The organism is Limibacillus sp. MBR-115, from assembly GCF_040549425.1.
Lineage (GTDB): Bacteria > Pseudomonadota > Alphaproteobacteria > Kiloniellales > CECT-8803 > Limibacillus > Limibacillus halophilus.
In genome coordinates this window covers 296,368-322,307 of record NZ_JBEPTJ010000003.1, presented here as the reverse complement: position 1 = coordinate 322,307, position 25,940 = coordinate 296,368, and the positions used below count along the sequence as shown (strand labels likewise).

The following is a 25,940-nucleotide window of genomic DNA, read 5'->3' as shown; positions in this document are numbered from 1 at the left end:
CCCTCCTTGGAAAAGAGAGGGGCGGACTCCGCCGTATGCCGCCCCCCAGTCACAGGGAGAACTCAGGGTCGAGGGACGGAGCCGGTGGCGGTCTGGGCAACCGCCGTCAAAGGCGAGTGGCTCCTAAGAAGGGGTATCCCCCGTCACGAGCAGCCGCTGGTAGAGCCACAGGTCACGCACTTCATGCAGGTCCCGTTGCGTACCAGCGTAAAGTTACCGCAGTCACCGCAAGCGTCACCCTCGTATCCCTTCATGCGCGCCTCGCGCACACGTTCGAGATGGAGGTCGACACTCTCGACCACGGTGTCCTCAACGGCGATGGCGTGGTTGGCGGAGCCATTGCCACCGTTGAGGCCCTGCAGAGCGCCTGCGGCGCTTGCAGAGGCTTTCGGCGTCACAGTCGGGCTAGCGCTGGCAACCGTCCCCGACGCGGTCGTTGTCTGACCGCCTCCGGACCCATTCGCGTTGCCACCGCCTCCCGAAAAGACGACGAGATTGTTGCGCACGTAGCCAGTCGAGGCGACGCGACGCATGGTTTCCGTCAAGGCTTCCTGCTCGACGGCGGGAAGCGCTGCCTGACCTTCGCCCGTCCCGATCGAATCGGGTGTGATATCGGCGGGTTCCACGTGAGCCAAATCCTTGCGGCCCAGGTAGGAAATCGCCAGTTCCCTGAAAATGTAGTCGAGTACCGAACTGGCCATCTTGATGGCGTCGTTCCCCTCCACCATGCCCGATGGTTCGAAGCGTGTGAACGTATAGGCTTCCACGAACTCCTCGAGCGGTACGCCGTACTGAAGTCCTATGGAAATCGCAATTGCAAAATTGTTCATCAAACTGCGGAAAGCGGCACCTTCCTTGTGCATGTCGATGAAGATTTCACCGGCCTGTCCATCCTCGTACTCACCAGTTCGCAGATAGACCTTGTGACCGCCGACGATCGCTTTTTGGGTATAACCCTTGCGTCGTTGCGGCAAACGTCGGCGTTCGGCAGACCGATGAACGATGCGCTCTATGATGCGTTCCGCGATCACTTCGGTTTGTTCCGTGCGGGAAGCGGCAATCAGCCTTTCAACGACTTCATCGCTGTTGTCCTCTTCCTCGTCGCTCAAGAGGCTCGCCGCCAGCGGCTGACTGAGTTTTGAGCCATCCCGGTAGAGGGCGTTCGCTTTGATCGCCAGTTTCCAGGAAAGCTCGTAAGCCTCTCGGCAATCCTCGACCGTCGCGCTGTTGGGCATGTTGATGGTCTTGGAAATCGCGCCGGAAATGAAAGGTTGAGCGGCCGCCATCATGCGAATGTGGCTTTCGACCGACAAGGAGCGCTTGCCGATTCGCCCGCAGGGGTTGGCACAATCGAACACGGTCAGATGCTCGTCCTTCAGATGCGGCGCGCCTTCCAGGGTCATTGCGCCACAGACATGCAGGTTCGCGGCGTCGATTTCCTTCCGCGTGAATCCGAGTTCTTGCAACATATCGAACGTGGGATCGTTTAGCTGTGCTTCCGTGAAGCCCAGTTCTTTGGTGCAAAAATCGGCCCCCAGGGTCCATTTGTTGAAGGTGAACTTGATATCGAAGGCGCTCGCGAGAGCGTCCTCCACCGCTTCCACAGCGGCTTGGGAGAAGCCCTTTTCTTTCAGGGCTTTGTGGTCAATTCCGGGAGCGCCGTCGAGCGTTCCGAAACCGACCGCGTAGCGGATCATGGTTTCAATCTGATCCTCATCGTAACCGAGCGTGCGCAGCGCCTGCGGAACGGTGCGGTTGATGATCTTGAAGTAACCACCGCCGGCCAGCTTCTTGAACTTAACCAGCGCGAAGTCCGGTTCGATCCCAGTCGTGTCGCAATCCATGACCAGCCCGATGGTTCCGGTCGGTGCGATCACCGTTGTTTGCGCATTTCGATAGCCGTAGCGCTCACCCAATTCCAGCGCCAGATCCCAAGCCGCCTCGGCTGCTTCAATCATGCGCGGGTCGGGGCAGTCCACGGCGCGAATCGGCACGGGCGGCACCGACAAGTCTTCATAACCATCGGCTTTCCCGTAGGCCGCGTTGCGATGGTTGCGGATGACCCGCAGCATGGCATCTCGGTTTTCCTCGAAGCGCGGGAAGGTCCCCAGTTCACCAGCCATTTCTGCGGAGGTGGCATAGCTGGTTCCGGTCATGATCGCCGTCAGGGTCGCGCAGACTGCCCGGCCCTCGTCGCTGTCGTAGGACAGGCCCATGGCCATCAAAAGTCCGCCGAGATTCGCGTAGCCCAGGCCAAGGGTCCTGTAATCGTAGGAGCGCTGGGCTATCTCGCTGGATGGAAACTGTGCCATCAACACGGAAATTTCGAGCGCGATGGTCCAAAGCCGTGTGGCATGCTCATAGGAGCCGATGTCGAAGGACCCGTCCGCGCGCCGGAAGGTCATCAGATTCATCGAGGCCAGATTGCAGGCCGTATCGTCGAGGAACATATACTCAGAGCAAGGGTTGGAAGCGTTGATACGTCCACCGGCCGGGCAGGTATGCCACTCGTTGATGGTGGTATCAAACTGCACGCCGGGATCGGCGCAGGCCCAGGCGGCCCCCGCGATCTGATCCCAAAGTTCCCTTGCTTTTACCGTCTTGACGACACTGCCGTCGGTGCGGGAGGTGAGCTCCCATTCACCATCTTCCCTGACGCATTCCAAAAATGCGTTCGGCACGCGGACCGAGTTGTTCGAGTTCTGGCCGGATACCGTCAGATAGGCTTCGCTGTCCCAGTCGGTATCGTAGGTCCTGAAATCGATAGCGGTGTAACCCTGGCGGGCGAACTGGATGACGCGACCGATGTAGTTCTCGGAGATCATTACCGCGCGTGCGGCTTTGATAGCGGCTTTGAGCGCTGGATTCTTCATCGGCTCAAAAGCCTTGTCCCCCAGGGCGTCCTTGCTCTGATGGCAGGCCTGAATGATGGCATTCAGGTGCTTGTCGCAAAGCTTCGAGCCGGCTACCAGAGCTGCGACTTTCTGCTCTTCGATCACCTTCCAATTAACGTAGGCTTCGATGTCTGGGTGATCGAGATCGACAGTCACCATCTTCGCGGCACGGCGCGTGGTTCCACCGGATTTGATGGCGCCGGCGGCCCGGTCGCCAATCTTAAGGAAGGACATCAAGCCGGAAGAACGGCCGCCACCCGACAGGCTCTCTCCATCGGCGCGGATGCGCGAAAAGTTCGTGCCCGTGCCCGATCCGTATTTGAAGAGCCGTGCTTCCCGTACCCACAGGTCCATGATGCCGTTCTCATTGACCAGACTGTCGTCAACGGACTGAATGAAGCAGGCGTGCGGTTGCGGGTGTTCGTAGGCGGACTGTGAGCGCACCAGTTTGCCGCTTTGGTAATCGACGTAGAAATGCCCCTGACCTGGGCCATCAATGCCATAGGCCCAATGGAGACCCGTGTTGAACCATTGCGGGCTGTTCGGCGCCGCCATTTGCGTCGCCAGCATGTATCGCATTTCATCGAAATAGGTCTGAGCGTCTTCTTCCTGATCGAAGTAACCGCCCTTCCAACCCCAGTAGGTCCAGGTGCCGGCGAGGCGATCGAATACCTGGCGCGCAGAGGTCTCGCCAATGCTGGCTTGGTCCTCAGGCAGCGCCTTAAGCGCCTTGTCATCCGGAACCGAGCGCCACAGCCAGCTTGGGACATCGTTCTCCTCGATGCGCCGCAATTTCGCCGGAATACCACGCTTGCGAAAATACTTCTGTGCCAGGATGTCGGCTGCGACCTGACTCCAGCTTGCGGGCACCTCTAAATCATTCTGTACGAAGACGACGGACCCATCGGGATTGCGTATCTCGCTGGTCGTCGAGCGGAACTCGATGTCCTCGTAAACGTCCTTGCCCGCTTCGGTGAATCGACGCGCGATACGCATACCTGACGCTCCTTTGGTTTTACGTGTTTTTGCCCTGCGCAACAGGAGGGCGGCACCGACATGAAAATGAGGCCAGGACGGCGCCCCCCGGTCGCCTTGCTAGGGAACGAGAAGAGTTTAATCACATTCCCTAGTGTCGAAACTAAATGAAACCACAATATACAGTTGGTGTCACTAAGTTATTCGGAAAAATTGCTCAACCCCACAGGGCTGATTGACACCCCTGTTTACTGGTGATTAGCGGTAGAAACGAGATCTCATCGGCAGTCCAGACGGGTGGCACTATGTCTGGAAAAGGCGTGAATCCATGGCTTCGATAAAACTGTCTCGTAGCGTGTTGAGGGCGCGCGGTGAAAGGCTTTCCTCTTTGCAGAGAAGCCCGATTTCCACCTGCTCGAGCGGCGGTAAAGGTGAGTCAGTCAGGATCAGGGATTTCAGGGGTGTCGGTAGGGTATGCTTCGCGAGGGCAGTGATGCCTAAGCCATTTTCGACCGCAACCGACAGGCCGCTAAGATCAAGACTGGTATATGCGATTCGATGTGCGATTTCATTTCGCTCCAGGGCCGTCAGCATGCGCCGGCGATAGCCGCAGCCTTCAGGATAGGTAACAAGGGAGAGGGGGGACTGCGGCCGGTGGCTCCTTGCCTTTTTCGCTATCGCCGCCCTTTGGCCGATCCAAACTAGCGGGTCGTGCCATACGCGGGATGGCCTGTCCCAACCGTGCTGGCCGCGGATTGCTAGAACAAGGTCGAGTTCGCCGTCCGAGAAGCGCGCGCTCAAGCGATCGCTGATGTCCGACTCGACCTCGAGAGAGATTCCCGGATGCGATCTGACAAAGGCCGCCAGAACGCGAGGCAGGAAACGTGTGGCGAAGTCGTTGGGAATTCCGACCCGCAAACTACCGGACACCTCGTCATCCTTAAGACGGGCCACAAAAGCAGCGTTCATTTCCAGCATGTCGCGCGCATGTTGCAAGACCAGTTCACCGCGGGGCGTGGTCTGCAAAGGACGTGTCCGACGCTCTATCAGCTTTCCGCCCGACAAGTCCTCAAGGCGTTGTATCTGCAAGGATACAGCGGCCTGTGTTCGTCCCAGCGATCGACAGGCCCGGCTCATAGAGCCAACTGTTATGACCGTCAGAAAGCTGTGTAGGAGATCAAGCGGTAGTAACATGCTATACATTAATAAAATTTATAGAATGGAAAGTATAACAAAATTTATTTGATTTAAGAAATGCTCTACACACCCTCATCAAAGGAACGGTCCACATTCGTTTCAGTTAAGGGAAATGCCGCAATGCTCGAATCCATGAAGCAGATAAAGAATGGTCGGAGAGTGACGCCGACCTTTTCTTCCAAGGAAATGAAACGGCGCGTGAAGGGGTTGCGCCTGATCATGGCTGACCTTGGGGTTGACGCTGCGGTACTCACATCGATCCACTGCATCGATTATTACAGCGATTTCCTCTATTGCAGCTTCGGGCGGCGCTACGCATTGGTTGTGACCCAGGAGCAGATTACGAGCGTTTCGGCGAACATTGACGGCGGACAGCCCGGGCGCCGAACGGTAGGCGAGAACGTCGTCTATACCGATTGGGATCGCGACAACTACTTCAAAGCGCTCCAGAGGCTCGTTCCCGCCGACGCGAGAATTGGTGTCGAATTCGACCACCTCAGTCTAGAAACCTATGGCAGATTGCAGGAAGCCTTTCCAAGCTCGCCGATAAAAGACCTATCGTCGGCCGTCATGCGGCAGCGGATGATCAAGTCGCCCGAGGAAATCACGGTAATACGTAACGGCGCACGGATCGCCGACCTGGGTGGCGCGGCCTGCGTGGAGGCTCTGTCGGAAGGCGTGCCGGAATACGAGATTGCCCTGCATTCGACCCAAACCATGGTGCGGGCGATCGCCGAAACCTATCCCGACGCCGAGCTTATGGATACCTGGACCTGGTTCCAATCCGGCATCAATACCGATGGCGCCCACAATCCAGTGACGAGTCGCCGGGTACAGAAGGGGGACATTCTGTCGCTCAACTGCTTCCCTATGATCGCGGGCTACTATACCGCGTTGGAACGCACTTTGTTCCTGGAGCACGCAAGCGATGCGCACCTAAGAACCTGGGCCATCAATGTTGAGGTGCACGAGCGCGGCTTGACACTCATCAAACCCGGCGCGCGTTGCTGCGATATCGCGGCCGAGCTCAACGAAATCTATGCGCGCTACGGCTTGCTTGCGAACCGAACCTTTGGTTACGGCCACTCCTTCGGTGTCCTATCGCATTATTACGGACGGGAAGCCGGTCTGGAACTACGCGAGGATGTGGAAACGATCTTGGAACCGGGGATGGTGGTTTCCATGGAACCGATGATCATGATTCCGGAAGGACAACCCGGCGCCGGCGGATATCGGGAGCACGACATATTGGTGCTGGGCCACGACGGCGCCGAAAACATTACCGGATTTCCCTACGGTCCTGAACACAACATCATCAAGGCATAGATGCTTGCTGTGGGCGTCAGGCTGTGGGCGGCAAGGGCCGATGGGCCCGTTGCAAGCTGCCCAGCATTAAAGCCGTGATGACGCAAGCACCTCCAAGCAGCTGCGGACCGGAAAAACGCTCGCCCAGTAACAGGAACGCCAACGCAATGGAGACCAGCGGCTCGATGTTGAAAAAAAGAGCAGTTTTGGCGGGGCCAGCTTGCTTCACGGCGGTAAAGAGTGTTGTGACGCCCACTAGATAGGCAAGGCAAATCGCGCCGATCAAAGCGACACCGGCGACATTGCCGGGTAGGACCAGCATGCTTGGAAACAAGGCCAAAGCGCCAAGCGCGACTACGCCGCCCCCGAAAAGGTTGATCTGAAACGACACGGCCAGATCGTTGAGGTGTCCCAATCTGCGCGCCGCGACAATGAAGAGCGTGGCTGAGGAGGTGCTGGCAAGGCCAGCCAGAGCTATGCCGCGCCAATCCAGGGACTGGAACGAGGGGCCGATCGCCAGGACCAAACCCGCGAAAGCCAGCAAGAAAAGACCACTCTCGCCTGCTGTCGGCACCCGCCGTTCGATGAGCGCATTTGCGCCCGCCACCACGAGCGGGAAGGTGTAGAAAATGATCGCTGCTAGGGAAACCGGTATGAAGAAAACCGAACCCAGGTAGCCGACTGAAACGCCGGTCGTGGCCAATGTTGCGACAAACAAAGCCTTCCAGTCCCTAGGGTGAAAGGCGGGCATGCCCCGAGAACGCAGCCAGAGGCCCAGGATGCAGGCCGCGACCAGCGCGCGGACCGCTGCGATCAGCAGTGGTGTTGCGCCCAGCCCATAGGCAAGACTCGCCAACGTGGTATTCAGACCCAACGAGGAAGCAGCGATTAAGGCCCAGACTCTGCCATCCAGCCGGGTCGCCAGATTTGGCGGGTGTCCCGAGTTGGGATTGGTGATCGTCATGACGCCTTGGCGGCAAGGGGGAGATTGACCAGCAGATTTTGCGGCTTCAAACGGACAATGCCCTGTTCGTTGATGGATAAGGCAAGGTAGACCGGACGCCCGGCGATATCGGGCCGCATCTCTTGAGGGTCGGCGAAGTCCAACCGAAACAGGGACAGCAAGCGGGCCAAGCGGGCTTCGCCAACGTCCACGCCTTGGTAGAGATCATTGAGCAATCGCGTGCCTTCTTGCTCCAAACCGATATGCCAGACCCAGCGTTCGTCCGTAATTTGCTGAACAGGTTGGATGGAAACGGCAACATCAAGGAAATGCTGCACCCAAGATTCCAGGACCCGGCAAAGGGCATCTAGGCCGTCGCCTGAAAAGTTAAGGTTGAGCACGGTGTCGTACTTCTGATCGCGCAGCCAGTACATCTCGGCGTTCTCGACCGTCAGAACATCTAGGTCAATGGTCCGCAAAGGGGTTTGGGCTTCAACCAGCAACTGCCCAAGTGACCCAAACCCGCCGCTGCTGGCGTACATTTCGACGATCTCCTCGTCGGCGGCCATGATGTGCCCGTCGTTGATGGTGACTTTCTGGGGGCGGAAAAAGAACTCGCCGGCGCGTGCCCGCAGGGGATCAGCGACGCCGTCTAGGATGTTGCGTAGGATCACATGGGTCATTTGATCAACAAAGAGTGGCGGAACAGGGATTCCCTCAGCCGACCCGCTGGCGTCGCGGAAAAGATTTAGATAGCAACCCTCGACGGTGCCTGCCGCAACCAGCCGGTCGCGGAAGGCCAGTACAATCTGGTAATTCTCCCGCGCGTCCGGGTCGGCCAGTTCCGTCAGCTGCTTGTCGGATACAGCTTGGCGTGGGTTGCGCAGCAAGGCGTCGTGCAGCTTCCGCTCGGCGGCGCAGGACTCTTCGACCGGGCGGATCTCCGGACGCTTGAAATAAGCGCGCAGGAAGTCGTCCGTTACACGCAAGAATCCGTTTTCTTCCCGTTCAAGCAGTACAAAGCCGCAATCCCGCCAGAAATCCGTCATGTGCTTCTCAACCCCGGCTTGCCAAATAGCTGTTCACCGACAAAGCTATAGGGGTTGGTCTGTGGTGCTGTCCAGCGATTGCAATGCCGCAGGCGCACCAAACGGTCGGTCGGGCTGGACGGAGCGACGATCAGGTGCAATAGTCCGCCCGCGCATATGCTTTGATCCGAGGCAGGAAAAGAGACGAGCTCCATGTTCTTTGACTTTGGCACCTGGTTTTTCACGCGCCGCAAGGGTGAAGAGGTTGGCCGTGACGAATTTGGCAATATCTATTACCGCGAGCGCGGTGCGAAGAAGCTGGACGTCGGTTCTTTGCGCCGGGAGCGCCGCTGGGTGATCTACAACGGCAAGGCCGAAGCGAGCAAAGTACCGCCCGATTGGCATGCATGGCTTCATCACACGATCGATCAGGCGCCCACGCATACCGCCCCGTCTCGCAAGCCGTGGGAGAAAGAGCATTTGCCGAATCTAACCGGAACAGATTTAGCCTATCGCCCGCCAGGACATACGCTTAAAGGCGGTCAGCGGGCCGCGACCGGCGGCGATTATGAGGCCTGGAAACCGGAGTAAGGGCCTCGACCTTGAAGATGATTGCAGGAACGAACGCCAAGAATGAGGAAGTGAGCGCATGAGCCGGAGCGTACTGGAAACTATTATCGGCGGCCTGGTTCTGTTGGTTGCCGGCGGGTTTCTCATTTTTGCCTTCAACGCAACCCAGGTCACTACGACAGGGGGATCGTCCCTTTGGGCAACTTTCGACAACGCCTCGGGGGTTAGCGTCGGTACGGATGTACGGGTTGCGGGATTGAAGGTAGGAAGCGTCACAGGACAACGCGTTGATACCGAGACCTTCATGGCGCGTGTCGATCTGTCGATTATCCCGGGGATCAATTTGCCCCAGGACAGCTCGGCGCGGATCGTACCCGATGGCTTGTTGGGGAACATCTATATCGAGATCGAGCCGGGCGGCGCCGAGGAAACTCTCAAGCCCGGTGAACGTATTGAGTTCACGCAAGGCTCTGTCAACGTGGTCGATATGTTAGGGCGCTTTATTTTCAGCCTCAGCGACGCGGCGGCCGAAGGAACCCAGTAATGCCGGCTAAGAATGGGCAGACGCAACACTGGGATCCCGCACGCTACATCCGGAATGCCGGCTTTGTCGCCAAACTCGGCGAGCCGTTGATCGAACTGCTGGTACCCAAGGCCGGGGAGCGCGTTCTAGACCTGGGCTGCGGCGACGGAGCGCTGACGGAGAAACTGGTTGAATGCGGCTTGGATGTTGTGGCTGTCGATGCCAGCACGGACCAAATTGCCGCGGCAAAGGCCAGGGGGCTGGACGCACGGGTTGTGAACGGCCAGGAGCTTGCCTTTCAGTCCGAGTTCGATGCAGTCTTCACGAACGCCGCCCTTCACTGGATGCTTGATCCAGATGCAGTTCTTGATGGGGTCGCCCGCGCACTGAAGCCCGGCGGGCGATTTGTAGGAGAAATGGGCGGCGGTGATAACGTCAAGACCATCAAAGACGCGCTGGTGGCGGCACTTGATCGGCGCAACTTTGATGGGGAATCAGCCAATCCCTGGTACTTTCCGCAACCACAGGAGTATTTGGACAAGCTGCAGAGTCATGGGTTCAAGGTTAGCTATATCGAGCTGATTCCACGGCCCACACCGCTCCCAGGCGATCTGAGCGCTTGGTTGGAAACCTTCGGCGAGAACTTTATTCGATTGCTGCCGGATGCGGAGCAGCCAGCATACATCGCCGAGGTGGTCGAAGCCTTGCGACCGCAACTTTGCGATGCGGACGGGAACTGGACCGCCGATTATGTCCGACTGCGCTTCAAAGCGGAGTTGAGGTGAGCGATTATTGCTTGCGACCCAAGGGGCCCCAGCATAAGTGATGCGTCATGAGTGGTGATAAGCAACAGGATAGCTTTTCGATCCCGGTGTGGCTGCAGCCGGACGGCCAACCTTTGTCTTGCCGCGAAAAGATCAAGGTCTTGAACGAAAACCTCACCGAAATCAGTGAGATGGCGCAGGACGCGCTGGAAGATGCAATTCTGATGGGCTGCGACGAGCATCAGGTCAGAGACGTCCTGTTGCGTTTGGTGCAGTCGCTGCAGAATCCTTACAAAAGTGAGTAGGAGCCGCTTCATGCGCCTTGGCCGCACAACAACAGCTTTGCTATCGCTTGCAGGCTTAGTGGCCGCCGCCGCGCCGTACAGTCCGGCTCTGGCCCTTACGGCCAAAGACTTTACGATCACCGGCAATTACGCGGTTCTGCAAGGCCTGGACAAAGTGACGGCCCGTATATCGACCATGGAAGTGGCGTTGGGCGAGGAAGTCACTTTTGGCAGCCTCAAGGTTGTCGTTAGGACCTGTCGCAAGACGCCGCCCACGGAAACCCCCGAAAGCACAGCCTTTCTGGAAATCGACGATGATCGGGCCGACGCTGCCGGCGAACGCATATTTACCGGATGGATGTTTGCCTCTTCACCGGCGCTCAATGCGTTGGAGCACCCGGTCTATGACGTCTGGTTGCTGGATTGCAAGAAATCCTCCAGTGCCGTTGAAGGCAGTTCCACCGGGAACTGAACCGGCAGTCCAACAACCTTTGACAACTGGCTGCGATAAGCTTCCCGCGAGATCTCCTTGGCCCCGAATTGGCGAAGATGGGATGTCACGAACTGCGTATCCAACAGCTTGTAGCCGCCCAGACGCAGCCGTGCGACGAGATGCACCAGCGCAACCTTACTGGCCCCGCTTTCCCGACTGAACATGCTCTCGCCGAAGAATGCGCCACCTAACGCCACGCCATACAAACCGCCCGCCAAACAACCTTCGTGCCAGCATTCGATAGAGTGGGCGTGGCCCATGGCGTGAAGCTCGATGTAGAGCGCGCGGATGGTTTCATTGATCCAGGTATCGCGCCGATCGTCGCTGCCTTCGGCGCAACCGTCGATCACGTCGACGAAGCTCAGGTCGCAGGTCACTTCGAAATGATCCTTGCGAACCAGTTTTTTCAGTTTGTGTGGGATATGAAAGCTGTCCAACGGCAATATGCCGCGACGCGTAGGCTCGACCCAATGAAGGTCCGTGGCAAAACGGCTCTCGGCCATCGGGAAGATACCGATGGCATAGGCCCGGAGAAGAAGCTCCGGGGTGAGGGGAATCGGCTTGCGATCACTCAATCAGCCGTGCACTCCTCGCGGGTCAACCAACTCTACCAAACAATAATAGCAGACTGTTGTGGCAAAGGCTGTTTTAGAGTTTGCCGCTTAGCAGTTTCTCAAGCCAATGAATATTGTAGTCACCGTTTATGAAATCACCCTCGCCAATCAAACGTTGGTGCAGCGGAATGGTTGTCTGAATTCCGTCGATGACGAATTCTTCCAGTGCCCGGCGCAACCGCATCAGGCATTCATTCCGGGTTTGGCCGTGCACGACAAGTTTGGCGATAAGACTGTCATAGTAGGGCGGGATCGAATAACCGGAATAGAGGCCGGAGTCGACCCGCACACCCAAGCCGCCGGGCGCGTGGTAATCGCTGAGGCGGCCCGGTGACGGCACGAAGGTCTCGGGGTTCTCGGCATTGATGCGGCATTCGATAGCATGGCCCTGGAACCGGATATCCTCCTGGGAAATCTCCAGTGGAATACCGGCAGCCACGCGAATCTGCTCGCGCACGAGGTCGATGCCGGTGATCATCTCCGAAATCGGGTGCTCGACCTGGAGCCGTGTGTTCATTTCGATGAAGTAGAATTCACCGTCCTGGTAGAGAAACTCGAATGTCCCGGCGCTGCGATACCCCATTTCCCGTACCGCCTTGATGGCGATATCGCCGATGCGCTCGCGTTCGGTCTGGTTCAATGCCGGCGAGGGCGCTTCTTCCAGCACCTTCTGGTGGCGCCTCTGCAATGAGCAGTCCCGCTCACCCAGGTGCACTGCGCCGCCCTGCCCATCCGCCAAAATCTGCACTTCGATGTGGCGTGGGTTGTCGAGGTACTTCTCCAGGTAGACATCGTCGTTGCCGAATGCAGCCTGTGCTTCGTTCTTGGCCATGACCAGGCCCTCGACCAGGCCTTCGGGATCGCGTGCCACCTTCATGCCGCGGCCACCGCCGCCTGCCTTGGCCTTTACCAGCACCGGATATCCGATCTCCTCGGCGACCTTCAGGGCTTGCTCGGGCGATGTGATGGCGCCGGATGAACCGGGAACGATTGGGATGCCGAAGCGCTCGGCAGCATCCTTTGCGGCGATCTTGTCGCCCATCAGTGCAATATGCTCAGGCGACGGGCCAATGAAGGTCATGCCATGATCTTCAACCATGGCGGCAAAGTCCGAGTTTTCCGAAAGGAAGCCTACGCCGGGGTGAATGGCATCGGCGCCCGTGATGGTCGCCGCCGTTATCAATGCGGGAACGTTTAGGTAGCTGTCGCGTCCAGCAGGCGGCCCAATGCAAACGCTTTCGTCAGCCAAACGGACATGCATGGCGTTTGCGTCGGCAGTTGAATGGACGGCTACGGTATGGATCCCCATCTCGCGACAGGCGCGATGGATGCGGAGCGCGATCTCGCCGCGATTGGCGATCAGGACCTTTTCAAAAACTGCGGTCAAAGCTGAAGCAACCCCGCGCTACTCGATCACGATGAGCGGTTCGCCGAACTCCACCGGCTGGCCGTCGTCGATCAGGATCTGGGTGACGGTGCCGCCGCGCGGCGCCGCAATCTGGTTCATCACCTTCATGGCCTCAATGATGAGTACCGTCTGACCTTCGCGAACCTTGTCGCCGACGGACACGAAATCCGGAGTGCCGGGCGAGGGCGCCGTATAGACAGTGCCCACCATGGGTGCGGTGATCGCACCTGCCGGGATGGCATCGCCGGCCGAGGGCGCTGGCGCAACAGAGGGTGCCGCCGCGGCGGGTGCGACGGATACCTGAGATACCGACGAGCCGCGACTGACACGGATGCGCTGCCCATCGGCCTCGTATTCCAACTCCGTTAGGCCAGTCTCCTCCAGGAGCCCCGCCAGACGGCGGATCAAGTCATCGTTGAGGTCGAATTCTGCCATTTACGGTCTCTCTTAAATTAAACTTCAGTCAGGCGCGCGGCGATCGCCTGCAGCGCCAGGTCATACCCCTGCGCACCCAGGCCGACGATGGCGCCGGTGGCCGCGAGCGATACATAGGAGTGGTGGCGAAAGCTCTCCCGGCGATGAATATTGGACAGGTGGACTTCTATCACCAGCCCCTCGAAAGCCTGAAGTGCGTCCAGGAGCGCTACCGATGTGTGTGTGAACGCTCCAGGATTAATGATGATGGCAGCGAATTGGTGACGGGCCGCTTGAATCCAATCAACCAACTCGCCTTCGTGATTCGATTGCCGTGCTTCCAGGCTCAAGCCAAGACCCTTGGCCTGCTCGATGCAGCGCGCCTCTATCTCAGCAAGCGTCGTGCTGCCATAAACCTCAGGTTGGCGGGTCCCCAGCAAATTGAGGTTCGGCCCATTGAGGAGCAGCACGCTTCGTGACTGGGTCAAGTTTCCCCCGATTCATGCCTGATGTACAAATCTTAACTTGCTTGGTTAGCACAGGGCGTACGAGCCGCGCAATCGGCAGCAACGCCTTGACTCGGCAACAAATGGCCTCGTCGCGGGTCAGCTTTTGGTGTCGCGCGCCAGTTGGATTGCCTGACGAAGCTGCGCAAGACTGACGGCGCCGGGCAGGAGCGTATTGCCTACGACGAAAGCCGGCGTGCCGTTGATTCCCAGTTGCCCGGCCAGCGCATGATTCTTTGCCAACATTCCTTCGATCTCAGCAGAAACGAGGTCGGCTTCAAACTGCGCCTTATTCAGAGACAGGCTCTCTACGACCCGATCTACGTTCTCCTTCGTTACGTCAAATCCATCGGCCATCAAAGCCAGATGAAAGGCTTCGTAGGCGCCTTGCTTCTCGACAGCCAGAGCGGCGCGGGCGGCATAGAGCGAATCCGGCCCCAGGATCGGAAATTCCTTGAAGACCCAACGCACGCCCGGATCGCTTTCCAGCAATTCTTCCATTGCAGGAATCATGCGTCGACAATAAGGACATCGATAGTCGAAGAACTCGACCACGGTGACATCACCCATTGGGTTGCCCATGATCGGATCGGCCGCGTCTGCTTCCAGAGCCTCACGATTCTCGGCCAAGGCAATACGGGCCCGTTCGGCTTCCGCTGCTCGTTGCTGCTGTTCCAGTCCTTGCACCGCTTCGATGATGATTCGCGGATTCTCCATCAGATAGTCGCGAATGATCTTCTCAAGCGCTTCCTTCTGAACGGCGTCGAAAGGCGAGCTTTGTTCCTGTGCCCGGCTGGAGAGCGGCACGCTTGCGATGATCCCTGCAACAAGAAACGCGTAGAGCCACGACATTCCCGTTTTCATGTTTCTAATCCTTATCGGTCGCCGTTGTTCCCCGTCCCGGGGGAATATCCTAGTTCTTTTTCTTCTTCAATTCATTCTCGGCAAATCTTTGCAAATCTTCGGCGCGCAGTTTGCCCCTGGTACCGTTATCCAGCAGTTTTTGTGCCCGCTCGGCCTGATCGCGCGTTTCCTTGGCATTGCCGCGCGCCCAGGCGGCTTCTGCCAAGGAAAGAGCCGCCAAGCCAGTGTTCCCGAGCCGACCCTCGGCAATGGCAAGATACCGCCAGACCGTCGGATTGTCGTCCTCCTGCTTCAAAGCTTCGTAGAGGTGGTCACGTGCACTCGGAACAAGGTCGTTTCCCGGCAGTTGCAACAAAGCGGCGGCCAGGCCGATTCTGAGCAAAGCGGAATCCGGCGCCAGACGGGTTGCTTCCTCATAGGGCGGTATCGATTCATTGATGCGCCCGTTTTCATAGAGCACCTGACCCTTCAGTTCCCAGAAGTAAGGGTTCCCGGGCTCGGATTGGATTAGCGCTTCGATTTGCTCCAACGCAGTATCGATACTGCCGTTGCGGTACTGGGCAATTGCTCGGGCATAGCGGGCCGCTATGCTCGCGTCGCTTTGTGGGTACTGCCTTTCCACGATATGCATGGGCTTCAGGAAACCCACAAGTTTGGCTTTCATGCGCTGGTAGCGTTCGACGAGGTCGGGCGGGAAGGGCTTGGAACGATAGGGCGATTCTTGAACCGACTCCGCCAGGTAGGTCATGCGGTCTTGCGTCAAGGGGTGGCTGCGCAGATAGGGATCCTGACTGCTGGAAAGCAAGGCCTCCTGACCATGGAGCACCTTCATGAAGTTCAGCAGCCCGCTGGGTGAATAGCCGGCACCCTGCAACAGGCGGACGGCGGCTTGATCGGCGGAAGCTTCCTGTCCGCGGTTGTAGCGCAGCAGACCGCGTAGCATGGCGTCCTGAGTGGCCAGGGTTGCGGCGGTCCCAACGCCCGGATTGCCGCTCAGGATCGCTGCGCCCAATCCCAAGACATAGGTCGCCAGCAGTTGATCCTTGAGGTCTTCTATTTCCGCTTTGCGCGCTGCGAGGTGCCCTCCTTCGATGTGTCCGGTTTCGTGGGCGATGACCCCCATAACTTCACCAATGTCCGTCGTGCTTACCAAAAAGCCGGTATGGAGGAACATATTCAGCCCACCGGCGACGAAGGCGTTGAGTGAGTCGTCGTTGATTAGGTACACATCAATCGCGGCTGGCGATAACCCAGCCTGTTGAAACAAAGGCGTGGAGATGACACGAATGGTATCTTCAATCTCCGCATCTCTGATAAAAGAGGCTCCGCGCTGCTGGGCAGCGAGGGGAAGGGGCGCAGCGAAGAATAGAATCATTGCTGCTACAATCATGTGTTTCATTCGGGTACGCACATCTGCATCCTTGATGTTCTTTTGCAAAGGTAGGGTGGGGGAAGAATTGGATCAACTTATGGCAAGCATCTTTAATGTGACTTTCAAGGCGCGCGTTGCACCACTTTTTACCACCCTGTTGCTGATCTCAGCCTGCCAAGGCAGGCCCGAAGGCGTCTTGAACGTCGAATATCAGTTAACCGGCCTTGCCGTATCGGACAGTCCCCAAGCCAGTATTCTTGGGCAGGAAGTGCTGTTGCGCGGCGGTCGGGCGGCAGATGCCGCCGTGGCGATGTCTTTCATGATGGCTTCGACATTGCCGTCACGGGCGGGAATCATGTCAGGTGGCTCCTGCTTGATTTTTGAAAGCCAGTCGGTCAATGGCGATAGCGTTGTATTTCCTGCTATCCAAAGCGCCGAGGGTGGCATGGTGCCAGGCATGGTTCGCGGCATGGCGGCACTCCATGCCCGATACGGAACCCAGCGCTGGGAGCAATTGTTGGCGCCAGCGGAATCGGCCGCCCGGTTCGGCAGTAAAGCCAGCCGCGCGTTCGCGCGCGATTTGGCACTGCACGGCAATCGGATCAAGGGCGACCCGGACGCCGCCCGGATGTACTTCCGACCCGATGGTTCTCCGCATAAGGAGGGGGAACTGATCGAACAACCCGCCTTGGCGGCTGTCCTGGCAGGTGTTCGGAGTTCCGGATTGGCGGCGCTTTACAATTCACCCTTCACGGAGTCCCTCGCTCTGGCGATGAGGCAGGCGGGCCAACCCATCGATGCGGCCGAGATGCGCGGTTACCGAGTCGCCTTCCTTGCGCCCGTGGCCGTACCGGTGGGCGATCAGACAGCATTCTTCGCACCGCCGCCGATCGATGGTGGTGTCACCGGTGCGCAACTCTGGACCATTCTGGACGAAGTTGAGAACTATGATGGGTCCGGCACGTCCGAGCGCGCGCACCTTTTCGCCGAAGCCTCGGCGCGTGTGATCGCGGGACAGTCCCAGTGGCGCAACCCCAACGGCACCAGCCGACTACCCTTGGATCAGGTTCTTTCCGAAGACTATGCAGAGGGTTTGATGCGAGGCTATAGCGACGACCGGCACCAACCGCCCGCGTTTGATCCGGCGGTTGTCGGTGAAACGGCGACTCCCGGTTCGGTCGGGGGCTCCAGCCTCGTTGTGATGGATACTCTAGGGCAGGCCGTGGCGTGCAACTTCTCTTTGGGCGAGGTCTTCGGTTCGGGCCGCATCGCGCCGGGAACAGGTCTGGTGCTCGGTGCGCCGCCATCGCCAAACGGCAAAGCTTTGTCTCCCCTGATTGTCGCCAACCAGAATATCGGAACCATCTACTTTGGCGGTGGCGCTTCTGGTGGCGACGGTGCTATGGCCAATATGGTGCGGATCATGCTGGAAGCGCTTGAGGAGGATGAATCGCTGCGCGACCTCATGAGCGCCGGGCGCTTTGCTCATGTGGGCAGTCCCGATACCGTTTGGGCGGAGCGCATTGCCGACGATAAGGCTCGTTCCGCGTTGGTTCGGCGTGGCCATAAGGTCGAGACGGTTCCGACAATTGGACAGATAAACGCCTTTTTCTGTGCAGATAGCCACGAAGAGCCCATATCCTGTGCGGTCGAGACAGATCCGCGCGGCTTCGGGTTGGCCATCCGTGCAGAGTAGCGCCGACGGTATGATGACCGCTCGCCGCATCACCCAGGCATTTGCCGAGGATCGCTGAATGCCTTTGAAGCAATCCCGCCGCGGACTGATACCGCCTTTCATCGTCATGGATGTGATGCGGGCAGCTAACGAACGGGCTGCTGCGGGCAAGGAAGTGCTGCACCTTGAGGTAGGACAGCCGGGTACGCCTGCACCGGCCGCGGTACGAGACGCTGCCGCGCGGGCGCTTGATGCGGACAAGATCGGCTATACGGATGCCTTTGGTATTCCCGAGTTGCGACGACGCATTGCCGGTCACTATCGAGATGCCTACGGTTTGGACCTGGATCCCCGCCGTGTCGTGGTGACGACCGGATCGTCGGCGGGATTCCTGCTAAGTTTTCTGGCGGCCTTCGATGCAGGCGATCGGGTTGCGCTGGCGGCTCCTGGGTATCCGGCATATCGCAACATTCTCTCAGCGCTTGGGGTCGAGCCGGTTCTTTTGCCGAGTGAGGCCGGCGACCGCTTCCAACCGACTCCAGCCTTGTTGGAACAATCGGGAGGCAACCTGCAAGGGCTGATCGTCGCCAGCCCCTCCAACCCCACAGGCACGATGCTCGATGCCCCGCACCTACGGGCTTTGATGAAGTGTTGCGCGGCGCAGGGTATCCGGGTGATCTCGGACGAGATTTATCACGGGATAAGCTTTGGAAAGCGGGCGGTCTCGGCGCTTGAATTCAGTGACGACGCGGTGGTGATCAATTCCTTCTCCAAGTATTTCTCCATGACGGGATGGCGTTTGGGTTGGATGATTTTGCCGGAGGATCTTTTGCGGCCGGTGGAATGCCTCGCGCAAAACCTGTTTATCTCGGCCCCGACCTTATCTCAGATTGCCGGATGTGCGGCCTTCGACTGCAAGGAAGATCTTGATGCGCTGGTCGATGGTTATGCCCGCAGCCGCGCTTTGTTGCTGGACCGCCTGCCCAAGGCCGGGCTGGACAAGCTGGCGCCCGCCGACGGCGCTTTTTACATCTACGCTGATGTCGGGCGCTATACCAATGACAGTCAGGAGTTCTGCGCCAGAATGCTGGCCGAGATTGGGGTTGCCGCCACGCCGGGAATCGATTTCGACCCCGAACGCGGCCATCGCTTCGTTCGGTTTTCCTTTGCGGGGGCCTACGACGAGATTGAAACGGCTGCCGAGCGCATTGGTAACTGGTTGGCGTGATTCTAAACCAGCCGCTTTTCCATGAAGAGATTGCCTGGTTCTTCAGGATAATCGGCAAAAGCCGAGCAAGGGGTGAAACCACGCCGTCGATACAGGCCGAGGGCTTCTTTCTGCAGGGGGCCGGTTTCCAGTTTGAGTAGGCGATACCCGCACGCACGCGCCTGTGTTTCCACGGCGGTCAGCAGAGTTGCTCCGACCTTACGACCACGGGCGACCGGGCTAACATACATGCGTTTCACTTCCCCGAAGTAGGGATGACGGCGGAGGGCCGCGATACCGACCGCCTGGCCATCGATGCGGGCTACCAGAAAGATGACATCCGGCCCTTCCAAGTCCGTTAGGTCCAAAAGGTGGTTCTGGTCCGGCGGGTAAAGGTCGTTCAGGTAGGTATCCAGTTCGGACAGCAGTTTAATGATGTCCTTCTGGCGTGGCGGTTCTTCCCGAATCTGTAACCCCGGTTCGGTCACGATATTTCCCGTTTGCGGCTCAATCGGCTTGAAGGTACCAGGCGTACTCCGTAGGCGTGATATCACCTTCGTAGCGGTCCATCTCGCGCTGTTTACAGGCGGCGTAGGTTTTCACGTACTCCTCGCCAAAATACTTATTGAGCACGGTGGCGCTTTCCAGTCTATCCAATGACCGGCGGGGCCGGAAGGTTAAGCCCTGGTCGTAGGCGACACCGGCATTGCCCTCCCACTTCGGACCAGGATCGATCTTGTTGGTGATGCCGTGATGTATGCCTGCCAGAGCGCTGGCCAAGGTCAGGTAAGGGTTGGCATCAGCGCCTGCCATGCGGTGTTCGATTCGACGGGCGTGGCCTTCACCAAGAGGAATGCGGAGGGCAACAGATCGGTTCTCGTAACCCCATGAACGTGCGATCGGCACGAATATATCAGGCTTGAACCGCCGGTAAGAGTTGGGATTTGGCGCCAAAAAAGCCATGGCTTCCGGCAGCGAATCCAAGACACCGCCGATGGCGTTCAGAAGCATTGGGCTCGCTGGATTTTCCGCGCCGCCATCGAAAACGTTGCGGCCGTCGCTGTTGACCAGACTGATGTGCATGTGCAGCCCGCTGCCTGCGTGCTCGCCGTAGGGTTTGGCCATGAAAGTCGCCCGCATGCCGTGCTTGCTGGCGACGCCTTTGACGACACGTTTGAACAGCACGCAGTGATCGGCGGCTGCCAGAGGATCGGGCACGTGATGCAGATTGATCTCGAACTGGCCGGGCGCATACTCCGCTGATATGGCGCCCGTTGGAATGCCTTGCAGGTCGCAGGCGGTCGAAATGTCCTCCAGTATGTCGCCGTAGGCATCAACCTCGGACATCCCATACACCTGCGTGCCGTGATCGCGTTGCCCGGTCAGTGGGGAGATTGGTGGCTGCGGTGCTTCATGCTGATCTAACTCGCGGTCGATCAAGTAGAACTCCAGCTCCATCGCCACAACCGGTGTCAGGCCCATTTCGGTAAAATGGGCGATTGTTCGCCTCAGCACGTTCCGGGGTTCAAAGTAGTAGGGCGACTCATCCTCGTTCTGGAGAGTCAGCATGACCTGCAACAGGGGCTGTGCGGCCCAGGGAACGGGTTTCAGAGTTCCAGGGATCGGTATTGCCGCGCAATCCGGGTCGCCGTCGGAAAATCCGCGCCCGTTCGGATCGTGGCTTTCGCCGCGCGTGTCCAGAAGGAAGACCGATCCGGGAAAGGCGACGCCGCCACCTAGAACATTGTCCAATTGGTCTATCGGGTAGCGCTTACCTCGCACCACGCCCGACAGATCGGAAAAAAAGCAATCAACGGCTCTGGCATTCGGTAGAAGACCAAGAGCCTCGGCTGCCTCTTTTTCTCTATTTGTGCTGCTGTCTGGCATAGCATCATATCGCCTTGGGTTGAGCCGCTGGTCAAGTAGGCAGTTATCGAACGATCGTAAAACAAGGTTTGTCGGTGGCGTAACGCCCCTTGTTGCCTACCTTGCCGGTCCCTTATAAGGGACCCTTCACAAGCGCCTCCTCGACGATTCCCGGAGAGAGCGCCAGCACGAGAAGGACTGCCACACCATGGCCAAGCCCCAGCAAAAGCACTGTCTTGCCAGCATGACGGCTTTCGCACGCCAAAGCGGTGGGGACGGCGCGCTCGGCTGGACTTGGGAAATAAAGAGCGTGAATGCGCGCGGGCTTGAGATGCGGGCACGCTTGCCTGCTGGCTTTGAGATGCTGGACGCGCCGTTGCGCGGGCGGATCGCCAAGCGCCTGACCCGTGGTAGCTTGCAGATCAATCTGACGTTGGATCGTTCGCGTGCACCCCAGAATGTGCAGTTGAATCAGGAGGTTTTGGCTCAGGTGCTGGCGGAGGCAAAGCGCCTTGAGGCTGAGCAGGAGCTAAAGCCGGCAAGTGCCGATGGCTTGCTGGCGATTCGCGGCGTGGTTGAAGTCGTTGAGCCGATTAGCGACCCTGCCGAGATGGAGGCCCGCGAGGCACAGTTGCTTGCGGATTTGGAACTGGCGGTGACCAGTCTGATAGCGGCCCGTCAAGACGAGGGGCGCCACCTTCAGGGCGTGGTTGAGGAGTTGCTGAGCGAAATGGCGGCCTTGACCGAACAGGCGACCAGTCTTGCCGCGGCGCAGCCAGCAGCCATCCAGGAGCGCCTGCAACGCCAGCTTGCTGAGTTACTCGGTGGGGAGAAGCCGGTTGCCCCCGAGCGTCTCGCACAGGAGGTTGCTCTGCTGGCCACCAAAGGCGATGTTCGTGAAGAGCTGGATCGTTTGGCGGGGCACATCATTGCAGCAAGGGAGTTGTTGAAGGACAGTGCCGCGATAGGACGGCGCTTCGACTTCCTGTGTCAGGAACTTAATCGGGAAACCAACACACTCTGTTCGAAGTCTTCGGATATCGAGTTGACCCGGGTCGGCTTGGCGCTGAAGGCCGTGGTTGATCGGTTGCGCGAGCAGGTGCAGAACATCGAATAACGCGGGATCCGCGAGGGAGTTGCGATGAACGAGAATGCCATCAAACGACGCGGGTTGATGCTGGTTCTTTCGTCACCCTCCGGGGCGGGGAAGACGACGATCTCGCGTAGGCTGCTCGATAGCGAGCCAGCTTTGTCGATGTCGGTTTCGGCAACGACCCGCCCGCCGCGTCCCGGCGAGATCGAGGGCCGGGATTACTTCTTTGTCTCTGCAAGCGCATTTGAGCAGATGGTTTCCAAGGGCGCACTCCTTGAGCACGCCACGGTGTTCAAGAACCGTTACGGCACGCCGCGCGCGGCTGTAGAGCAGGCGCTTTCCCAGGGGCGTGACGTGATGTTCGATATAGATTGGCAGGGAACTCAGCAAATCGCTGAGGCGGCCCGTGAAGATCTGGTTTCCGTTTTCGTGCTGCCGCCGTCGGTGGAAGAGTTGGAGCGGCGCCTTTACCAACGAGCGCAGGATTCCGAAGAGGTTGTACGTCAACGCATGGCTGAAGCTGCCGCGGAGATGAGTCACTGGGCTGAGTATGATTATGTCATCGTAAACAATGACGTCGAAAAGAGTGCGGCTCAGGTAAAGGCAATCTTGGCGGCCGAGCGTTTGAAACGAGAACGACAGATAGGCCTACGGCGTTTCGTTGAGGAATTGCGCGGCTCCGGCGACTAATCCTCGAGAATCGGGCTAGGCGTCAATATCTTCTACACTCCGAGCCAGACGACAGAAGTCTGCAACGGACAGTTCTTCCGCCCTCGCGGTTTCTAGAATCCCTACCTTTTCCAACAGCTGTTTAGGGTTGATCCCGAGCGGTTTCAGGCTCTGGCGCAGCATTTTGCGGCGCTGACCGAAAGCGGCTGCCGTGACCTTTTCCAGCACGGTCATAGTGGCGGGGTGGAGCGGCTCGGTACGTGGCCGTAGCCTCACGACCGTCGATGTGATCTTCGGCGGTGGGATGAAGGCCTTGGGGGAAATATCGAAGAGATTTTCGGTTTCGCAAAGCCACTGTGTCAGGATCGACAGGCGGCCGTAGTCCTTGCTCCTGGGTTTTGCGGCGAGACGCTCGGCAACCTCCTTTTGGAACATCAGGGTCATGCCATCCAACAGGCCCGGAGTCTCATACAGGGCCGTTAGCCAGCGAATCAGGAGAGCTGTTGAGATATTGTACGGCAGGTTGGCGACGATCCGCCGGGGCGCCGGCCCCAGATCGGCCAGGTCGCAGGTCATGGCATCGGCTTCGATTACCGTTAAACGCCCGGGAAAGGCGTCGGACAGCTCGGCCAGGGCGGCCACGCAACGGCGGTCCCTTTCAACGGCTACAACATTGGCCGCGCCCTCCAGCAACAATGCGCGCGTCAGGCCGCCCGGACCTGGGCCGATCTCGATGGTTGTGCCTTTGCCACAGTCGCCGGCGGCGCGGGCGATTCGGCCGGTTAGGTTGAGATCGAGAAGAAAGTTCTGACCGAGGGATTTTTTTGGCTCAAGGCCATAGCGAGACAAAATTTCCCGCAAAGGCGGCAGGTTCGGCACGTTCCCGCTCACGCCGCGTCGACCCAACTACGCCGATAAGCCATTTGTCCCGCCAGTTTCAGGGACTCGATCAAGCTGATTGGCGAGGCCATGCCCTTGCCGGCGATACCCAGGGCCGTTCCATGATCCGGCGAGGTTCGGATAAAGGGCAGCCCAAGCGTCACGTTGACACCACGGTCAAAGTCGAGAGTCTTGAGAGGGATCAAGGCCTGATCGTGATACATGCAAAGCGCGACGTCGTAGGTTTCTCGCGCGGCTGCGTGGAAAAGGGTATCGCCAGGGACTGGCCCAAAGACCAACAAGCCTTCCGCCTTCATGGCGGCGATTGCAGGATTGATGATCTCAATCTCTTCTCGGCCGATGTTGCCCTGTTCACCTGCATGCGGGTTCAACCCCGACACAGCGATGCGCGGCTCGGCGATGCCGAAATCCCTTTTCAAGGCTTGAGCCGCGGTCCGGCAAGCCGTTTCAATAGCCTCGCGGGTTAAAAGATTTGGTACCTGGCTCAACGGTACGTGCACGGTAACAGGGATCACTCTTAAAGCCGGTGATACCAGCATCATCACGGGACGGTGGCCCGGACCCGCGAGCTCGCCCAAGTACTCCGTGTGGCCTGGGTGTGCGAAGCCATAGTCCATCAGAGACTTCTTGTTGATGGGGTTGGTTACCACGGCGGCGGCATGCCCGTCCTGCGCCAAGGTCACCGCGCGTTCTATCGAGCGAATGATGGCGGGCGCATTGGCAGGACTGGGGTGACCCGGCGACGCCTCGTCGCGCTCGACACCGTGGGAAAGTATCGGCAAAGCATCATTGAAACAGTTATGAGCCTGCTCCGGGCGCTCAATTTCCTTGATCGGTACATCCAGCCCAAGAGCCTTGGCGGATTCCGCGACCCAACGCGCTTCGTCCAAAAGGAAGAAGCAGGGCAACGCGTGACTTTCCCGGAGCAGCCAAGCCCTTAGTGTGATCTCGCTTGCAATCCCTGACGGTTCCCCGACCGTCAACGCCAGTGGCGCCAAGCGGCTTTTGGATCCCGCAGAGTTCATATGCGAATGTCCAGATCGGCGGAGCGTCGCAGATCGCGAAGATAACGGCGCGCCCGTAATTCAATCTGCTCCTGAACCAGGCGTTCTTCGACGCGATTGCGATCAATGCCGCTCGAATCGCGGCCACAGACCACGGCAATAATCAGGGCATCGGCGCGCCGGAAGGGTGCGGATGCCTGGCCTACGGCAACGCCTTCGATGGCCCGAGCCACGTCGGGCGGCAAGTCTTGTGGCCGCTGCCGCCCCGTGTCGCGCACGACGGCATCCTCACCGGCTTCCTTGGCGAGTGTTTGAAGATTGGTACAGCTTTCAATTCGTGGCTGAATTGCAGCCAATTGCGCCATGCGTTGTTCGATGACCTCGGCACTGGTGCCTGGACGCACAGGGAGCGCAATGGCGCGTGTATCGATCAACTGCTCACCCAAGCGGAAGGTTCGCTGATCTATCAGACCCACGATGTAGTAACCGGCGGTGCCGCGAATGGGTCCTGCAAGTCCGTTCTTTTGCAGCCCCTGAACCGCGCGCGCAACAGCAGGATCGATCTGATCTAGCGTAACCCAACCCAAATCGCCGCCCACGGACGCCGTTGACGATTGCGAGAATTGCTTGGCCACGGCTTGGAACGGCGTGCCCTTGCGAATTTCATCGGCCAATCGTGCGATGTTCTCGCTAACCCTTGCTTCATCACCGGGATTGTCGACGGAAAGGAAAAGCTCGGCAATTCTGTATTGCAGCTGACCGTCCTGGCCTTTCAACCGCTCGATTTCGGCGCCGATTTGTTCGTTGCTGATGGTGATTTGTCGCCTGATGCGGCGCTCCACCACGCCACGCCACGCCAACTCTGCCCGTGCCTGGTCCTTGACCGCCGTGGGCAGTACGTTGTTCTGGCGCAACACCTCGGTGAACTGTTCAGGAGACATGTTGTTTCCCTGGGCGATGGCCGCAAAGGCTTCCTCTACCTCCTGTTCAGTGGGCTCGAGCGACAGACGTTTGGCTTCTTGAAGTTGAAGGCGCTCGTCGATCAACGCGCGCAGAACTTGCGGGGTCAAGCGTTGCCGAATTTCCGGAGAATCCTTTGCCCCGATGGAAGCGATTGCCAAACGCGTTCGCAGGCTCAGGTCAAGCACGCTAATGACATCATCGTTGACCACTGCCGCAGCACGCAGCGTGTCTTGCGCGCGAGCACTGTTCAACGCGATTGGCGCAAGCAGAAGGAGCGCCACTATCAGACCATAGGCTTTCTTCATTATCGCGGTTTCTCTCGTCCGTTCCGAATGTGTCGGTCTCGACAGGGCGGTTCCCTGCAGAGGCGTTCTCAAGGCGCAGTATCCCACAAAGTTTGGCGCAAACA

General features: G+C 58.7%; 25 protein-coding genes. 10 read left to right on the top strand and 15 right to left on the bottom strand.

What is annotated here, in order from left to right; translation table 11 throughout:
• Positions 1 to 143: 143 nt before the first annotated feature.
• On the bottom strand, positions 144 to 3,890 hold the full coding sequence (locus ABIE63_RS08280; protein WP_354503964.1) for a vitamin B12-dependent ribonucleotide reductase: 3,747 nt from the start codon (positions 3,888 to 3,890) through the stop codon (positions 144 to 146).
• A gap of 282 nt (positions 3,891 to 4,172) precedes the next feature.
• Positions 4,173 to 5,072 carry a LysR family transcriptional regulator gene (locus ABIE63_RS08275; protein ID WP_354503962.1) on the bottom strand — a complete coding sequence of 300 codons (900 nt, stop codon included), beginning with the start codon at positions 5,070 to 5,072 and terminating at the stop codon, positions 4,173 to 4,175.
• Between the two features lie 114 nt (positions 5,073 to 5,186).
• On the opposite strand from ABIE63_RS08275, the gene ABIE63_RS08270 reads away from it, so the two are divergent.
• Positions 5,187 to 6,392 (top strand): M24 family metallopeptidase, encoded by a 1,206-nt coding sequence (locus tag ABIE63_RS08270; RefSeq protein ID WP_354503961.1) that lies wholly within the window; start codon positions 5,187 to 5,189, stop codon positions 6,390 to 6,392.
• Positions 6,393 to 6,408: 16 nt separating this feature from the next.
• Here ABIE63_RS08270 and ABIE63_RS08265 read toward each other — a convergent pair whose 3' ends face one another.
• A complete protein-coding gene (locus ABIE63_RS08265) occupies positions 6,409 to 7,335 on the bottom strand; it encodes a DMT family transporter (RefSeq protein WP_354503960.1) in 927 nt (308 codons plus the stop codon).
• A complete protein-coding gene (locus tag ABIE63_RS08260; RefSeq protein ID WP_354503959.1) occupies positions 7,332 to 8,363 on the bottom strand; it encodes a DUF6352 family protein in 1,032 nt (343 codons plus the stop codon). The genes ABIE63_RS08265 and ABIE63_RS08260 overlap by 4 nt, the downstream gene beginning before the upstream one ends.
• Positions 8,364 to 8,555: 192 nt before the next feature.
• Here ABIE63_RS08260 and ABIE63_RS08255 point away from each other — a divergent pair, with 192 nt between their 5' ends.
• From ABIE63_RS08255 to ABIE63_RS08235, 5 genes are read left to right on the top strand one after another with little or no spacing between them, the layout of a single operon-like run.
• The gene (locus tag ABIE63_RS08255) at positions 8,556 to 8,933 is read left to right on the top strand and encodes an NADH:ubiquinone oxidoreductase subunit NDUFA12 (RefSeq protein WP_183415880.1); all 378 of its coding nucleotides are present in this window, start codon (positions 8,556 to 8,558) and stop codon (positions 8,931 to 8,933) included.
• Between the two features lie 58 nt (positions 8,934 to 8,991).
• Positions 8,992 to 9,456, top strand: a complete 465-nt coding sequence (locus ABIE63_RS08250; protein WP_354503958.1) for an outer membrane lipid asymmetry maintenance protein MlaD — start codon at positions 8,992 to 8,994, stop codon at positions 9,454 to 9,456.
• Positions 9,456 to 10,220, top strand: coding sequence for a methyltransferase domain-containing protein (locus ABIE63_RS08245; RefSeq protein WP_354503957.1), 765 nt, complete (start codon positions 9,456 to 9,458; stop codon positions 10,218 to 10,220). The genes ABIE63_RS08250 and ABIE63_RS08245 overlap by 1 nt, the downstream gene beginning before the upstream one ends.
• Positions 10,221 to 10,267: 47 nt before the next feature.
• Positions 10,268 to 10,504: a hypothetical protein gene (locus ABIE63_RS08240; protein ID WP_354503956.1), complete on the top strand. Its 237-nt coding sequence runs from the start codon at positions 10,268 to 10,270 to the stop codon at positions 10,502 to 10,504.
• 10 nt (positions 10,505 to 10,514) lie between these two features.
• On the top strand, positions 10,515 to 10,955 hold the full coding sequence (locus ABIE63_RS08235) for a DUF2155 domain-containing protein (RefSeq protein WP_183415876.1): 441 nt from the start codon (positions 10,515 to 10,517) through the stop codon (positions 10,953 to 10,955).
• Here the strand turns inward: ABIE63_RS08235 and aat are convergent.
• From aat to ABIE63_RS08205, 6 genes are all read right to left on the bottom strand, one after another.
• The gene (gene aat, locus ABIE63_RS08230) at positions 10,886 to 11,551 is read right to left on the bottom strand and encodes a leucyl/phenylalanyl-tRNA--protein transferase (RefSeq protein WP_246377549.1); all 666 of its coding nucleotides are present in this window, start codon (positions 11,549 to 11,551) and stop codon (positions 10,886 to 10,888) included. The two genes, ABIE63_RS08235 and aat, sit on opposite strands and share 70 nt — an antisense overlap.
• Positions 11,552 to 11,624: 73 nt before the next feature.
• Complete coding sequence (accC, locus tag ABIE63_RS08225) at positions 11,625 to 12,977, bottom strand: acetyl-CoA carboxylase biotin carboxylase subunit (protein ID WP_354503955.1); 1,353 nt, start codon at positions 12,975 to 12,977, stop codon at positions 11,625 to 11,627.
• Between the two features lie 18 nt (positions 12,978 to 12,995).
• Positions 12,996 to 13,433 carry an acetyl-CoA carboxylase biotin carboxyl carrier protein gene (gene accB, locus ABIE63_RS08220; RefSeq protein ID WP_354503953.1) on the bottom strand — a complete coding sequence of 146 codons (438 nt, stop codon included), beginning with the start codon at positions 13,431 to 13,433 and terminating at the stop codon, positions 12,996 to 12,998.
• A 17-nt stretch (positions 13,434 to 13,450) separates the two neighbouring features.
• Positions 13,451 to 13,900, bottom strand: coding sequence for a type II 3-dehydroquinate dehydratase (gene aroQ, locus ABIE63_RS08215; protein WP_354503952.1), 450 nt, complete (start codon positions 13,898 to 13,900; stop codon positions 13,451 to 13,453).
• Positions 13,901 to 14,017: 117 nt separating this feature from the next.
• Complete coding sequence (locus tag ABIE63_RS08210) at positions 14,018 to 14,782, bottom strand: DsbA family protein (protein ID WP_354503951.1); 765 nt, start codon at positions 14,780 to 14,782, stop codon at positions 14,018 to 14,020.
• A 49-nt stretch (positions 14,783 to 14,831) separates the two neighbouring features.
• Positions 14,832 to 16,181, bottom strand: a complete 1,350-nt coding sequence (locus ABIE63_RS08205) for a M48 family metalloprotease (protein WP_354503950.1) — start codon at positions 16,179 to 16,181, stop codon at positions 14,832 to 14,834.
• 70 nt (positions 16,182 to 16,251) lie between these two features.
• Here ABIE63_RS08205 and ABIE63_RS08200 point away from each other — a divergent pair, with 70 nt between their 5' ends.
• Both ABIE63_RS08200 and ABIE63_RS08195 read left to right on the top strand, forming a co-directional pair.
• Complete coding sequence (locus ABIE63_RS08200; RefSeq protein ID WP_354503949.1) at positions 16,252 to 17,850, top strand: gamma-glutamyltransferase; 1,599 nt, start codon at positions 16,252 to 16,254, stop codon at positions 17,848 to 17,850.
• A gap of 58 nt (positions 17,851 to 17,908) precedes the next feature.
• Positions 17,909 to 19,057 carry an aminotransferase class I/II-fold pyridoxal phosphate-dependent enzyme gene (locus tag ABIE63_RS08195; RefSeq protein ID WP_354503948.1) on the top strand — a complete coding sequence of 383 codons (1,149 nt, stop codon included), beginning with the start codon at positions 17,909 to 17,911 and terminating at the stop codon, positions 19,055 to 19,057.
• Between the two features lie 2 nt (positions 19,058 to 19,059).
• On the opposite strand, the gene ABIE63_RS08190 is transcribed toward ABIE63_RS08195, so the two are convergent.
• Both ABIE63_RS08190 and ABIE63_RS08185 read right to left on the bottom strand, forming a co-directional pair.
• A complete protein-coding gene (locus ABIE63_RS08190) occupies positions 19,060 to 19,524 on the bottom strand; it encodes a GNAT family N-acetyltransferase (RefSeq protein WP_354503947.1) in 465 nt (154 codons plus the stop codon).
• 19 nt (positions 19,525 to 19,543) lie between these two features.
• Positions 19,544 to 20,923, bottom strand: a complete 1,380-nt coding sequence (locus ABIE63_RS08185; RefSeq protein ID WP_183415867.1) for a glutamine synthetase family protein — start codon at positions 20,921 to 20,923, stop codon at positions 19,544 to 19,546.
• Positions 20,924 to 21,110: 187 nt separating this feature from the next.
• Between ABIE63_RS08185 and ABIE63_RS08180 the strand changes: the two genes are divergently transcribed.
• Both ABIE63_RS08180 and gmk read left to right on the top strand, forming a co-directional pair.
• On the top strand, positions 21,111 to 22,019 hold the full coding sequence (locus ABIE63_RS08180; RefSeq protein ID WP_221205766.1) for a YicC/YloC family endoribonuclease: 909 nt from the start codon (positions 21,111 to 21,113) through the stop codon (positions 22,017 to 22,019).
• A 24-nt stretch (positions 22,020 to 22,043) separates the two neighbouring features.
• Complete coding sequence (gene gmk, locus ABIE63_RS08175) at positions 22,044 to 22,685, top strand: guanylate kinase (protein WP_354503945.1); 642 nt, start codon at positions 22,044 to 22,046, stop codon at positions 22,683 to 22,685.
• 15 nt (positions 22,686 to 22,700) lie between these two features.
• Here gmk and rsmA read toward each other — a convergent pair whose 3' ends face one another.
• Genes rsmA through ABIE63_RS08160 form a run of 3 tightly spaced genes read right to left on the bottom strand, consistent with a single transcriptional unit; the run spans position 22,701 to position 25,836 of the window.
• Positions 22,701 to 23,555 carry a 16S rRNA (adenine(1518)-N(6)/adenine(1519)-N(6))-dimethyltransferase RsmA gene (rsmA, locus tag ABIE63_RS08170; RefSeq protein ID WP_354503944.1) on the bottom strand — a complete coding sequence of 285 codons (855 nt, stop codon included), beginning with the start codon at positions 23,553 to 23,555 and terminating at the stop codon, positions 22,701 to 22,703.
• A complete protein-coding gene (pdxA, locus tag ABIE63_RS08165) occupies positions 23,552 to 24,589 on the bottom strand; it encodes a 4-hydroxythreonine-4-phosphate dehydrogenase PdxA (protein WP_354503943.1) in 1,038 nt (345 codons plus the stop codon). The genes rsmA and pdxA overlap by 4 nt, the downstream gene beginning before the upstream one ends.
• Positions 24,586 to 25,836 (bottom strand): peptidylprolyl isomerase, encoded by a 1,251-nt coding sequence (locus ABIE63_RS08160; protein ID WP_354503942.1) that lies wholly within the window; start codon positions 25,834 to 25,836, stop codon positions 24,586 to 24,588. Before ABIE63_RS08160 ends, pdxA begins: the two co-directional genes overlap by 4 nt.
• Between the last annotated feature and the right edge of the window lie 104 nt (positions 25,837 to 25,940).